14 protein-coding genes are annotated in these 12,974 nt (G+C 63.1%); 3 read left to right on the top strand and 11 right to left on the bottom strand.

Annotated elements, in window-relative coordinates:
- Positions 1-81: 81 nt before the first annotated feature.
- The 4 genes from O7A60_RS04845 to O7A60_RS04860 form a co-directional block, all read right to left on the bottom strand.
- The gene (locus O7A60_RS04845) at positions 82-1,089 is read right to left on the bottom strand and encodes an iron ABC transporter substrate-binding protein (protein WP_337105266.1); all 1,008 of its coding nucleotides are present in this window, start codon (positions 1,087-1,089) and stop codon (positions 82-84) included.
- A gap of 121 nt (positions 1,090-1,210) precedes the next feature.
- Positions 1,211-2,563, bottom strand: coding sequence for a hypothetical protein (locus tag O7A60_RS04850; protein WP_337105268.1), 1,353 nt, complete (start codon positions 2,561-2,563; stop codon positions 1,211-1,213).
- Between the two features lie 9 nt (positions 2,564-2,572).
- A complete protein-coding gene (locus tag O7A60_RS04855) occupies positions 2,573-3,622 on the bottom strand; it encodes a hypothetical protein (RefSeq protein WP_337105269.1) in 1,050 nt (349 codons plus the stop codon).
- Positions 3,623-3,694: 72 nt separating this feature from the next.
- Positions 3,695-3,832: a hypothetical protein gene (locus O7A60_RS04860; RefSeq protein WP_337105271.1), complete on the bottom strand. Its 138-nt coding sequence runs from the start codon at positions 3,830-3,832 to the stop codon at positions 3,695-3,697.
- Between the two features lie 229 nt (positions 3,833-4,061).
- On the opposite strand from O7A60_RS04860, the gene O7A60_RS04865 reads away from it, so the two are divergent.
- The 3 genes from O7A60_RS04865 to O7A60_RS04875 all read left to right on the top strand — a co-directional run bounded on the left by O7A60_RS04865 (position 4,062) and on the right by O7A60_RS04875 (position 7,412).
- Positions 4,062-4,628 (top strand): sigma-70 family RNA polymerase sigma factor, encoded by a 567-nt coding sequence (locus tag O7A60_RS04865; RefSeq protein WP_027143466.1) that lies wholly within the window; start codon positions 4,062-4,064, stop codon positions 4,626-4,628.
- A gap of 1 nt (position 4,629) precedes the next feature.
- Positions 4,630-5,268 carry an NrsF family protein gene (locus O7A60_RS04870; protein WP_337105272.1) on the top strand — a complete coding sequence of 213 codons (639 nt, stop codon included), beginning with the start codon at positions 4,630-4,632 and terminating at the stop codon, positions 5,266-5,268.
- 164 nt (positions 5,269-5,432) lie between these two features.
- Positions 5,433-7,412: a PAS domain S-box protein gene (locus O7A60_RS04875; RefSeq protein ID WP_337105273.1), complete on the top strand. Its 1,980-nt coding sequence runs from the start codon at positions 5,433-5,435 to the stop codon at positions 7,410-7,412.
- Positions 7,413-7,421: 9 nt separating this feature from the next.
- Here O7A60_RS04875 and O7A60_RS04880 read toward each other — a convergent pair whose 3' ends face one another.
- The 7 genes from O7A60_RS04880 to O7A60_RS04910 form a co-directional block, all read right to left on the bottom strand.
- The gene (locus O7A60_RS04880; protein WP_015315562.1) at positions 7,422-8,300 is read right to left on the bottom strand and encodes a 3-hydroxybutyryl-CoA dehydrogenase; all 879 of its coding nucleotides are present in this window, start codon (positions 8,298-8,300) and stop codon (positions 7,422-7,424) included.
- Positions 8,301-8,509: 209 nt separating this feature from the next.
- A complete protein-coding gene (locus tag O7A60_RS04885) occupies positions 8,510-9,439 on the bottom strand; it encodes an electron transfer flavoprotein subunit alpha/FixB family protein (protein WP_337105277.1) in 930 nt (309 codons plus the stop codon).
- 20 nt (positions 9,440-9,459) lie between these two features.
- On the bottom strand, positions 9,460-10,209 hold the full coding sequence (locus tag O7A60_RS04890; protein WP_027143462.1) for an electron transfer flavoprotein subunit beta/FixA family protein: 750 nt from the start codon (positions 10,207-10,209) through the stop codon (positions 9,460-9,462).
- A gap of 203 nt (positions 10,210-10,412) precedes the next feature.
- Positions 10,413-11,213 (bottom strand): rhomboid family intramembrane serine protease, encoded by an 801-nt coding sequence (locus O7A60_RS04895; protein ID WP_337105279.1) that lies wholly within the window; start codon positions 11,211-11,213, stop codon positions 10,413-10,415.
- A 33-nt stretch (positions 11,214-11,246) separates the two neighbouring features.
- Positions 11,247-11,828, bottom strand: coding sequence for a cob(I)yrinic acid a,c-diamide adenosyltransferase (locus tag O7A60_RS04900; protein ID WP_337105281.1), 582 nt, complete (start codon positions 11,826-11,828; stop codon positions 11,247-11,249).
- Positions 11,829-11,846: 18 nt separating this feature from the next.
- Positions 11,847-12,038, bottom strand: a complete 192-nt coding sequence (locus O7A60_RS04905) for a twin transmembrane helix small protein (RefSeq protein ID WP_015315567.1) — start codon at positions 12,036-12,038, stop codon at positions 11,847-11,849.
- A gap of 25 nt (positions 12,039-12,063) precedes the next feature.
- Complete coding sequence (locus O7A60_RS04910; RefSeq protein ID WP_337105283.1) at positions 12,064-12,930, bottom strand: SDR family oxidoreductase; 867 nt, start codon at positions 12,928-12,930, stop codon at positions 12,064-12,066.
- Positions 12,931-12,974: the final 44 nt, after the last annotated feature.

The following is a 12,974-nucleotide window of genomic DNA, read 5'->3' on the forward strand; positions in this document are numbered from 1 at the left end:
GCATCTCGGAACAAAACGCTCCCGCGGAAGGTGAATTCCCGCAGGAGCACGGTTTGACGTTCTTATTAGGAAGAACGACGACTAAAGCAAGCCGGCTGCGGTCATCAGGTCGGTGACCTTCTTGGAGTTCAGCGTCGCGGCGTCGACCTTCGGCGCCTGCAGGTCGACCAGTGGCACCAGCTTCGGATTGGACTGCGCACCCTTGCCGACCGCGTATTCGAAGGAGGTTCCGTTCTTCAGCACGTCCTGGCCACCCTTGCCGGTCACCCATTTCAGGAAGGCCTGGGCTTCCTTGGGGTGCTTGCTCGAGGCGAGCACGCCGCCGCCGGAGACCGATACGAAAGCGCCCGGATCCTGGTTCTTGAAATAGTGCAGCGCGACGTTCTTAGAGTTTTCGCCGGTCTTGGCCTGATCGCCGAAATAGTAATAGTGATAGATCACGCCGCCTTCGATCTCGCCGGCATTGACCGCCTTCATCACCGTGCTGTTGCCTTTGTAGGCGGTGAAGTTCGCCTTCATCGCCTTCAGCCAATCGGCCGTGGCGGCCTCGCCCTTGAGCTGCAGCAATGCGCTGACAATAGCCTGGAAATCGGCGCCAGAAGGCGAGGCCGCCCAGCGGCCCTTCCAACTCGGGTCGGCGAGGTCGAGCATCGACTTGGGCAACTGGTCGGCCTTGAGCTTGGTCGTATTGTAGGCAAAGACAGTGCTGCGTGCGGCCACGCCCACCCATTTGCCGCTGGCGGCCTGATAGTCCTGCGGGACCTGTGCGAGCGTGTCGGCGTCGACCGGCGCGAACAGGCCGGCATTCTCGACCAGCACCATGGCCGGCGAATTTTCCGTCAGAAACACGTCGGCGGGCGAGGAGGCGCCTTCGGCGACGATCTGGTTGGAGAAGTCGCTGTCGCCGCCATTGCGCAAGATAACCTTGATGCCGGTTTCCTTGGTGAACCCTTCGGCCCAATCCTTGGCCAGGCTTTCATGCTGGGCGTTATAGACGATGATGCCGGCATCTTCGGCCGTCGCCGGACCGGCGGCCAGGCTGATTGCAAGCGCCGCTACGCTGGCCAGGGCAAGAAGGGGGGATTTCATAAGGTACTCCTCGGGGTTGCCCGCACTGCGGGTGCGTCCGAGTATCAATTCATGAATGGGTTAGTCAAGATTGAAAGGCAATCGGCGCCATCACGGTTTCGCGTGTCGGACGCTGATGGCATCATCCGATATGCGGTGCTGGTGGCTGCTCCTGCGGGATGCAACCATCGACCATCGGATGAATGGTCCAGCGCTGGTCCAGCCCCTGCTGTGCTCGTTTGGTCTCCGGATCGAACGCTTCGTTCAGCATGGCGCACCAGGTTCTGCGCAGATTCTCGCAGCGTGTCCTGAACGCGGTGCTGCCAAGCCCGTCACGCATATCCTGCGCGGTGAGGTCGGTGGCTTCGCCCGGCGGTTTGGGCGGGACCTCCCCCGTGTCGGGAAAATCCGGATTCCACTGAAGATAGTGTCTTGCGTCGACACCGGCCGCCGCATCGAATTTGACCACCGCCATCAGCGGATGAAACTCATGCCAGCCCTTGTGATAGCCGTCATAGACATGTTCGCCGAGGACGGCGACATGATCGCCCATCCTGATGGGGCCGAGCGCCTTGTCGCCGACATTGGCGTCCTCGACATTGCCGGGATTCCAGTTGAACAGTCCCTGCAGGACCGGCTTGACCCCGCCGAAGTAGGACGCCGCTCCGCCGATGGCGCCGCCAATGGCCGCTCCGAGCAATCCTCCCAGGAACGAGCCGATGGCGCAGCCCAGCGCACCCAGGAAGAACGACCCTATGGCGCAGCCGACAGCCGCCCCAACACTGGCGCCGGCAGCCGCCGCGGCCGCCGTGACGACCAGAGCCGCCGTCAGCAGGATGACGATGGCCGGCGCCCACTGGCGCATCTTGATCCAGAAGTCACCCTCGGCCTCGCAGTGCAGGGCCCAGCGGGCATGATCGTCGGCGGGTGCGTAGCCCAGATCCGTCTTCAGGTCATCGCGCGGCAACAGCAGTTCATGACCCTGAAAGCCGTCATTGAGAATGTCGTTCGCCGGATGGGCCGTGATGTTGGCGGCGAATTCCGCGACGACGGTGCCGTCGCCATTGTAACGATTGGCGGCGGCCAAAGCCGCCTCATTGGTTTCGGCGTTGAGAATTTCAGTCGTCGGATGCGGCATCAGGATGACGTCGAAATACTGGTCGTTGTCGAAGGCGCCGAGATCACTGCGGAACGGATTGTAGGAGACGATGCCGACGGCGCATTTCGGATTGTCCTTGTCGAGGCAGACCAGGCGATGGTTGAGCCATTCCCCGGCGGCCTTGTCGATCGTCGCGGTGGCGGACGCCAGAAACGCGATTGCCGCGGCAAGTGCCGCGCCGACCGGCCCCAGCAGCAAGCCGAAGGCGGCTGCCAGCCCGGTGATGACGATGATCTGCAGCGCCTGGGCGGCGAGGAAAGCAAGCCGGTCGGCCTCATTGTAGGGCTTGCCACCTGCCGGATAGAGAAAGCAGCTCGTATAGTGCTTGTAGGCCATCGGAGCGCCTCAGCCTTTCGTGGCGATGAGCGTCACGCCGCCGGTCATGGTGCGCGATCCGCTTTCGCCGATCGTGAAGACATGGACGTTGAAGGCCCTTGAGCCACGGAAGGCGGCGTCCCTCGGTTCGATCTCGACGGTGATCTCGGTTATCTGGCGGGGCTGCAGTGAAAGCGTTCTTGGAACGATCCTGACCGACCAGTCATCGGGAACGGGAAACCGGCCATAGGCCTGTTCCTCCAGCGCCTTGGCCCAGCGCGCCTTGCTCTCCGCGAGCCTCGGCTGCGGGGTGTCCGTGCGTTCGTCTCGACCTTGGCCGCGTGGCGGAGTACATGGTTGCAGCTTCGGCAGGCCGTAGCAGTCCGCCTCGATCTGGAAACGCCGGACGACCGAGGCCTCGTTGCGGACGCTGAAGGAGAACTTTGCCGATGAGCGCATCTCGGCAATGTTGACGTTCTTCTGGCCGAGGTTGTTGCCGGGGTTGGCGTCATCGCCCCAGGAAAGCTGTGCCTGCAGGCAGTAATGGCCGCCGGTGGCGGGCGTGGTCCAACTGAATTCGGCATAGGCAGGGCAATCGATCGTGCCCTTGGCCCCGAGATTGACGGCGAGGTTGGCGATCGGCCGGGAAACGGTCTGTGCGCCGAAGGACAGGTAGGACAGCGCCACCCCGACGCCGACGGCCGGCGCATCATAGGACCCGTTCCAGACACGCACGCGAACGCGATAGGTGCGAGAGGGCTGCAGCGCACCGGTGACTGGCGCGGCGCCGTCGAAAATGTCTATGTCGGGATTGTCCCAGGTGACCGCGAGACCCTGCGCCATAAGATAGTACTGGGCATAGAGAAGAGGATCGGCGCGCTTGTAGATGTCGGGCGGCAGCTGGATACAGCAATCGTTCTGCGCAGGGCCTGGCAGCCGCTGGCGCTTGGCCAACCGGCACAGCAGCATGCGAATCGTCGCAAACAGCACCTTCAGCCCGACGGCAAGACGCTTCCAGAATTCGGCGGCGAACAACAGCAGTGCCGCGGTTCTGACGTGGTTGACCAGAGATCCTGCCATGTCGTGTTTCCCACGCTGAGAGGACGCAACGGTAGTGTTTTCCTGGCGACGTATCCCCGCCGGTTCTCCCGGCTATTTCTTCAGTGATCCCCGTCTTCTGACGAAGTAGATGGCAGCGACAAAGACTATGGCCGCAATGACAAGGCCGCTCTCGAAAGTTCCCGAGCCATTGTCGGGAGAAAATCCAAAAATGCGTTCAATGAAATCCATTTCGGCCTCCCTCCGATCCTTTGACGCTACAGAAGGGTTTACCTTACGTCAATCAAGGCTTGGTCCGCGCCGTTCCTCACGCCTGGGCCGGGAACCAGGGAAACCGTCAGGGAATTTCGCGGGTCCTCCCGCAAACTTTCGTGATTTGCCCGTAGTTTGGCTTGGACATTATTTCGCCGGCCACGTAACAAATCAGTGCCGAGGCGCGAAGATCGGGGAGTGAACTCTTGTGAGCGGCAAGGACGAGGCCGAGCTTTCCCGGCTGATGCGGGCCGCGATCGCGGGAGATGAAAAGGCCTATGCCGACTTTCTCCACCGGATTGCCGCGCTGATCCGCGGCTTTGTCAGGCGCAAGATCGTGCAGGGCGGGGTCGATCCCGAGGATGTCGTGCAGGAAACCTTGCTGGCCATTCATGTCAAACGACATACCTGGCGCCAGGACGCGCCGGTGTTGCCATGGGTCTATGCGATTGCCCGTTTCAAGCTGATCGACGCATTCCGGCGGCGCGGGCGGCGCATCGAAATCGATGTCGACGACATCGCCGAGACTTTCGCCGAGCCGGAAACCGAGACGGTCAGCGAGCGCGACATCAACCGGGCCCTCGACGGGCTGCCGCCGGCTCAGCGGTCCGTGGTTTCGGCCGTGTCCGTGGAGGGCCGTTCCATCGGTGAGACAGCGGCGAAGTTCGGCATCAGCGAGACGGCGGTGCGTGTGTCGCTGCACCGGGGACTTACCGCCATAGCCAAGCGATTCGGACAGGGGCGACTCGGACAGGGGCGGTTCGGACGGGAATGACATGAAGACCGACGATCTCATCAAGGCGCTCGACGCCGATGCTCGCAGCAAGGCGATGCCATTGCGTTCGGCCTGGTGGCTGGCGGCCGGTGCGGCCGTCGTCGCCGCGGCCGCTGTTTTCATGATGACAATCGGGCCGCGCCCCGACTTCATGGTTGCCGCGCATACGATCCGCTTCCTGTCCAAGTTTGTTTTCACCGTCGTGCTCGCCATCAGCGCCTTCGCCCTGATCCGTGCCCTGTCGACGCCGGGTGCGGCGACAGGCCGGGCGATGGCGGCGATGGTCGCCGCGCCCCTGCTGGTCGCGGTGGCCGTGGTGCTGGAACTCTTCATGGTGCCGCAGGCGCTATGGGGCACGCGCATGATCGGATCGAACATGATGATCTGCATGAGCTTCATCCCGCTGATCGGCATCGGCCCGCTGGCCATCTTCCTGTGGATGCTGCGCTATGGTGCGCCGACACGGCCGGTGCTTGCCGGCACCGTCGCGGGGCTGCTTGCCGGCGGGCTGGCGGCGACCTTCTATGCGGCGCACTGCTTCGACGATTCGCCGCTTTTCGTTGCCACCTGGTACACGATCGCCATCGCGGCCCTCGCTTTGCTCGGCGCGCTCGGCGGGCGGTTTTTCGTGCGATGGTAACAGGATACCCGCGCCCACACCCCGTCAATACCGGTCCTTAATCATGCCGGCAATTGTTTGCCGGTTTCCCATGTCGCCGATGCTCCGGTCGCAACCTTTCCTTAAAATCGATCCTTCAGGGTCTTAACGGAAAAAAGCGATTGCCCACGGGGGTGGCATAAATCGTGACATTGCGAAGTATCATCGGGCCGGGACAGTACAAGCATGCAGCTCTGGCGCTGCTTGTGGCCGGCTTTGCCGTGGTGGCCGCCTCGCTTGTGCCGTCAAGGCTGGACCTTGGCGCGGAAGCATTCAGACTTTGCCTTCAAATATCGGTCGCGGTTACGGTCTGCGCGCTTTTCCTGGCCTATCTGTTCATCACGCGCATCTCTGATGACCGGCGGCAGATTGCGGAGAGCGAGCAGCGGTTCCGCCGAGCCATGGAAGATTCGGCCATCGGCATCGCCATCGTCAGCCTCGATGGGCGTATTCTCCAGACCAACCCAGCCTTCGCCGCCATGCTTGGCTATAGCCGAGAGGAAATCGAGGCGCTGACCTTCTCCCAGATCACGCATCCCGACGATTTGCATCTCGGGCGGGAAACCATGGAAAGCATGAGAGCTGGCACGGTCAACGCCTTCCAATTCGAGAAGCGTTACCTCAAAAAGGATGGCGCGCCCATTTGGGCCAATCTTGCCGGCTCCGTCATCCGAGACGAGAAAAGCCGCCGGCCGCTCTATCTCGTTTCGCAGATCGAGGACATCGACGCGCGCAAGCGGGCCGAGGCGCGCATCACGGAGGCGGAAACGCGCTGGAATTTCGCGCTGGCCGGCGCCGGTCAAGGTGTCTGGGATTTCGACATGCGCAAGGGGGGCACCACCTATTCCCCCACCTGGGTCAAGATGCTGGGTTATGGGGATGGCGAGCTTGATGGCGACCCCGATCGTTGGCTGACGATGATCCATCCCGACGACCGCGCCGCGGTCGCGGAGGCTGATCGCGCCCATCTCGATGGCCAGACGGAATTTTTCGAGGCCGAGTTCAGGATGCGCCACAAGGATGGCCGCTGGGTTTGGATTCTCGACCGCGGCAAGGCCATCGAGCGCGATGCGGACGGACAGCTGATCAGAGCGATCGGCAGCTTGACCGACATCACCCGGCGCAAGCAGGCCGAAGAACGGCTCATCGTCTCGGCGGCGATGCTGGCCGACGAGAAGGAGCGGCTGAGAGTGACGCTGCAATCGATCGGCGATGCGGTCATCTGCACCGATGCCGCGAACCGCGTCACCTTCATGAACCCGGTGGCCGAAAAGCTGACCGGCGTTTCCGACGACGAGGCACTCGGCAAGACACTGAGCCATGTCTATTGGGCAGTCGACGAGGAGACCGGCCACAGGATCGGCATGACGCGGCCCGTGACAGGCGAAGAGGCGCGCTCCGACCAGAACAGCCGCGCGGTCCTCATCCGGCGCGACGACACATGCTGCAGCATCCGCCAGGTCGTGTCGCCGATCATCAACGAGCGCAACGAATTCGGCGGGCTGGTGATCGTCTTCCAGGACTTCACCGATGCGCGTGCCCTTCAGCGCCAGCTTGCCCATGCAGCCGCGCACGATGCGCTCACCGGGCTCGCCAACCGCTCGAGCTTCATCCGCGCCATGGAGGAATTGGTCGATCAGGCGCGCAAGGACGGCACGATGGCCGGGGACCGCCATCAGTTCATGTTCATCGACCTTGACCATGTCAAGCTGGTCAACGACACGGGCGGTCACGCTGCGGGAGACGCCCTGCTGAAGCGGGTCGCGGAGGCAGTGCGCGGCGTGCTTGGTTCTGAAGACATCGTCGCGCGCCTAGGTGGCAACGAATTCGCTGTTATCCTGAAGTCCGGTTCTGCCGCTGGCGCGCGGCTCGCGGCGCGTTCCATCATCGATGCGATAGCCGGCCTCAACTTCACCTGGGAGGGCCGGCCGCACGCGATCGGCGCCAGCATCGGGCTGACGGCGATCTGCGCCAATTGCGGCGAAGTCGACGAGATCATCGCGAGGGCCGATACCGCCTGCTATGCGGCCAAGGCGGCCGGGCGCGGATGCGTTTGCGTGGCACCCGACGGCAAAACCGCCGACGACAGGTCAGAACCACCCAAGCCGCTCGCCGCGGCCTCGTGAGCGGATGCGTCAGCGCGTCGGAACGGGGTGCTCGCCGCGATAGTCGTAGAAGCCGCGTCCGGTCTTGCGGCCGAGCCAGCCGGCCTCGACATATTTGACCAGCAGCGGGCAGGGACGGTACTTCGAATCCGACAGGCCGTCATGCAGCACCTGCATGATCGACAGGCAGGTATCGAGGCCGATGAAATCGGCAAGCTGCAGCGGTCCCATCGGATGGTTGGCGCCGAGCCTCATGGCGGTGTCGATGGCATCGACCGAGCCGACGCCCTCATAGAGGGTGTAGATCGCCTCGTTGATCATCGGCAGAAGGATGCGATTGACGATAAAGGCCGGGAAATCCTCCGAGACCGTGATCGTCTTGTCGAGCTGCTTCACATAGGTCTTCGCCGCCTCGAAGGTCTGGTCCTCGGTGGCGATGCCGCGCACCAGTTCGACCAGCTTCATCAGCGGAACAGGGTTCATGAAGTGTATGCCGATGAACCGCTCCGGCCGGTCGGTCTGCGCTGCCAGCCGCGTGATCGAGATCGACGAGGTGTTGGTCGCCAGAATCGCTTCGGGGTTAAGCTGCGGGCAGAGCTGCGCATAGATCTTGCGCTTGACGGTTTCGTCCTCGGTCGCCGCCTCGATCACCAGATCGGCGCCGGCAAGATCGGCCATCGTCGGTGCCGACGCGATGCGTGCCATGGCCTGGTTACGGAGTTTCTCGTCGAGCTTGCCGGACCCCACTTGACGGGCCATGTTGCCGCTGATGGTGGCGATGCCCTTCTCGATACGGTCGGGCGATATATCGTAGATCAGCACCTTGTAACCCGAAAGCGCGGAGACGTGCGCTATGCCGCCGCCCATCTGGCCCGCACCAATGATGCCGATCGTCTCGATCTTGCTCATTACCCGATCCCGTCCGGAGCGTTTCTCGCCAGAATCGCGAACCGCCCCATCTCTTTGTTTTCCCGCAATTCCCGGCGCAAAAAACCTGCGCACTGCCGCTGGAATTGCTCTCAGCCTTTGTGGCCTGCTTATTGTGCGGTGCAAACTAAAAGGGTGGGGCGACTTCGTCTACCCCACCCCTGGCAATTTAATACGGTTGCGCGGAAGCGTCAAAGTGCCTTCTGCAACTCCGGCAGGATGACGAAGAGGTCGCCGACGAGGCCGTAGTCGGCAACCTGGAAGATCGGCGCTTCCTCGTCCTTGTTGATGGCGACGATGACCTTGCTGTCCTTCATGCCGGCGAGGTGCTGGATGGCGCCGGAGATGCCGACCGCGATATAAAGATCGGGGGCGACGACCTTGCCGGTCTGGCCGACCTGCCAGTCGTTCGGCGCATAGCCGGCGTCGACGGCGGCGCGGGAAGCACCGACGGCGGCGCCGAGCTTGTCGGCGACCGGCAGGATGACTTCCTGGAATTTTTCCGAGGAACCGAGCGCACGGCCGCCCGAGATGATGATCTTGGCCGAGGTCAGCTCCGGACGGTCGGTCTCCGACAGCTTGTTCTCGACGAAGGTGGACAGGCCGGGGTTGGCAGCCGCATGAACCGTCTCGACCGAAGCCGAGCCACCCTCGGGTGCCGCCTGGAAGGAGGCGGTGCGCACAGTGATCACCTTCTTGGCGTCGCTCGACTGCACCGTCTGGATTGCGTTGCCGGCATAGATCGGCCGCTTGAACGTATCCGGCGAGACCACTTCGATGATCTCGGAGACCTGGGCGACATCGAGCAGGGCCGCCACGCGCGGCGCGACGTTCTTGCCGGCGGACGTCGCCGGCGCGATGATCGTGTCGTAGGCGCCAGCCAGCGAGACGACCAGCGCCGCCGTCGGCTCGGCCAGGCGCTCGACGAGCTCGTCGGCCTCGGCGAGCAGCACCTTGCTCACGCCCTTCAGCTTGGCGGCGGCATCGGCCGCACTCTTGGCGCCTTTGCCGGCCACCAGCACATGAACGTCCGAGTTGATCTGCAGGGCTGCCGAAAGCGCCTTGGCGGTCTGGTCGGAAAGAGTTGCATTGTCGTGTTCTGCGATGAGGAGAATTGCCATCTTTTTATCCCTTCCCAGCCTTACAGCACGCCGGCTTCGTTCTTGAGCTTGTCGACCAGTTCGGCGACGCTCTTGACCTTGACGCCCGCCTTGCGGCCGCCCGGCTCCTCGGTCTTGATGACCTTGAGGCGCGGCGTGACGTCGGCGCCGTAGTCGGCCGGGCTCTTCTCGTCCAGCGGCTTCTTCTTGGCCTTCATGATGTTGGGCAGCGAGGCATAGCGCGGCTGGTTAAGGCGAAGGTCGGCGGTGACGATCACCGGCATCTTCAACTCCACCGTCTGCAAGCCGCCGTCGACTTCGCGCGTCACCTTGGCATGGTCGCCCTCGAGCACGACCTTGGAAGCGAAGGTGCCCTGCGCCCAGCCAAGCAGGGCGGCCAGCATCTGGCCGGTCTGGTTGGAATCATCGTCGATCGCCTGCTTGCCGAGAATGACAAGGCCTGGCTTCTCCGCCTCGACCACGCCCTTCAGCACCTTGGCGACGCCGAGCGGCTCGGTCTGTTCGTCGGTCTTGACCAGGATGGCGCGGTCGGCGCCCATGGCGAGCGCGGTGCGCAGTGTTTCCTGCGCCTGCTGCGGGCCGATCGACACGACGATGATCTCTTCGGCCTTGCCGGCTTCCTTGATCCGGATCGCTTCCTCGACCGCGATCTCGTCGAACGGGTTCATCGCCATCTTGACGTTAGCGAGTTCCACCGCCGAACCGTCGGCCTTCACGCGAACCTTCACATTCGCGTCCACAACCCGCTTCACGGGCACAAGGATCTTCATTTGCCTGTCACCTCTTCACGCTAGTTGGGCGCGCTATAGCAGCCTGCGCCCTTTCTGAGTTGTCGAAAGCCGACATTTCGGATGGAAATTCTGGTCTTTGCCCGCCTTGCGGCTGCTCCTTAACCGCCTTGGGCTGCGACGGAGACGTTTCCGTAATTGTGGCAATCCTTGTCGTCAATACGCTGGAAGCTGCTCAAATCGGTTCAGTTCGGGCCAGTAGGGTTTCCGCGGCCCCAGCGCGCCGCAGTGACGGACGTTTGGGGGGTGGCTGGTTCGCCAACGGCCGGCGGCTGTTCGGGGGTCGGAGCCACGGCGTCCTCGTCAGCGGGGGCAAACAGCGGCACGCCGCGACTGCGCAGGACCAGCACCAGGACCGCGCCGGCAATGATGCCGCCGATATGGCAGGCCCAGGAGATCTGATCCTCTCCACCGGCCGCGAACATGACGACCTGGAACAGCACCCACAGGATGAGCGGAATGAAGGCTGGAATACGCAAGGGGATGCGGGCAAAGGCAAGCACCCACACCTTCACCCTGGGGTAGAGGATCAGGTAGGCGACGACCACGCCGGCAATGGCGCCCGAGGCGCCGATCAGCGGCACTTGCGAATCCCAGGCGATGAGCCCCTGGAAAGCGGCTCCGGCGATGGCGCAGAGGAGATAGAAGATCAGGTAGCGGATGTGGCCGAGCGCGTCCTCGACATTGTCGCCGAACACCCAGAGGAACAGCATGTTGCCGCCGAGGTGGAAAATGTCGGCATGCAGGAAGGAGTAGGTGAGGTAGCTCAGGCTTTCGGGGATGATAATAAAGCGAGGGTCAAGCTCGGCCGTGTCGTGAACGACGGAGGGGATGAAGCCGAGGCCAAGCACGGCGGCATTGGTGAAGTTCTCGCCGCCGAGCGCCGTGGCGCAATAGATCACGGCGTTGGCGACGATCAGCCCGATCGTCACATATTGCAGCCTGATGTGGCGCAGCCTGTTGGTGTCGTAAAGCGGGATGAACATTTGTCGTTGGCCTCCTCCCGCCTTTCAGTCCGTTCAGCGGTTCTTGCCGGGAACCCATAGCACGTCGGCATTTCCATTGTCATTGACCGCCCGGGCGGCGACAAACAGGAAATCCGAGACGCGGTTGATGTATTTCAGCCCGTCGCGGTTGACGTGTTCGGCCGGGTCCTGAGCCAGGGCGACCATCAGCCGCTCGGCTCGCCTGGCCACGGTGCGGGCAAGATGGAGGGCGGCCGCCGCCGGCGTGCCGCCGTTCAGCACGAAGGATTTCAGCGGCCGGAGGTCTTTGTTGAGGAGGTCGATGTCGCGCTCGACACGGTCGGTCTGGGCGGCAACGATGCGCAGCGGCTCGTAGCCAAGCGGCTTGCCGTCATCAGGCACGGCGAGATCGGCGCCGAGGTCGAAAAGGTCGTTCTGAATGCGGGCAAGCATGGCGTCGATCGCCTGATAGCTCTGTGCGGTATGCACGCGAGCCATGCCGATGCAGGCATTGGCTTCGTCGACCGTACCATACGCATCCACCCTGAGATCGGATTTCAGCCGCCGCTCACCAGTGCCGAGCCCGGTGGTGCCGTCATCGCCGGTGCGGGTGTAGATCTTGTTGAGCTTGACCACATCGCCTCCCGAAGGCCCTCACTTGCGGGTGAAATACACGGCAAGCAAGATCAGCGCCAGCGCCACGGCCTGCAGCAGAACGCGCGCCTGCATCAACTTGTTGGAGGTCACACCGGAGCCGCCGCGCATCATGTTGATGAGGCCCCTGATCAGCACGACCACCACGGCGGCCATGACCAGAATGGCAAGGATATTGAAGGCAGTGGCCATTTTGTGTTTCCAGTTCTTTGCTTGTTCAGGCGCGCTTGGCGAGCAGGCGGTGGAGCATCGAGGCAGGCAGGATGCGTTTGAGCATGGCCCCGATCTTGGCCGATATTGTTACCACATAGTGCGGGCGCGGGCGCCGCGACAGAAGTGCATGGCAAAGCACCTTGTGGACCACTTCCGGCCCGGGCTTCAGTGCCGATTGGCTGCCGCCGGCGCGCATGCGTTCCATCTGCGCGGCATAGTCGGCGCGATGCACGGAATTCTCGTGATCGATATTCCTGAGGAACCAGGCCAGGCCATTGCTGGCGATCTTCGATTTCACCGGCCCCGGCTCGATCAGCGAGACATGGATGCCGCTGCCGGCCAGTTCCTGGCGCTGGCAGAGCATCAAGGCCTCCAAGGCATGTTTGGACGCCGAATAGGCGCCGCGGAAGCGCACAGGCACGAGACCCAGAATCGACGAGCAATGGACGAGGCGGCCGTGGCCCTGGCGGCGCATCACCGGAATCAGACGGCGGGTCAGGTCGTGCCAGCCGAAGAAATTGGCCTCGAACTGCTCCTTGAGCGCCGCAACGGGCAGATCCTCGACGGCGCCTGCCTGCGCGTAGGCGCCGTTGTTGAACAGCGCGTCGAGCCTGCCGCCGGTGCGGTCGAGCACTGCCGCCACCAGGGCGGCGATCGATGCCGGTTCAGTGTAATCGAGATAGAAGGCCTCGATGCCGTCCGCTTCGAGCGCGGCGATGTCTTGCGGCTTGCGCGTCGTCGCGAACACCCGCCAGCCGTCGGCCTTCAACGCACGGGCGCAATAGGCGCCTATGCCGGAAGACGCACCGGTGACGATGATGGTGCGCAACTCTGCCGCTGGAGAATTCGAGGTTTGACGAAGGGTTGCCATTTGCCGCATTCCCTTCCCATATTCGCGGCGTCGAGACAATCGAA

The sequence above is a fragment of the Mesorhizobium salmacidum (SeqCode) genome, assembly GCF_037179605.1.
GTDB classification, from domain to species: Bacteria; Pseudomonadota; Alphaproteobacteria; order Rhizobiales; family Rhizobiaceae; genus Mesorhizobium; species Mesorhizobium salmacidum.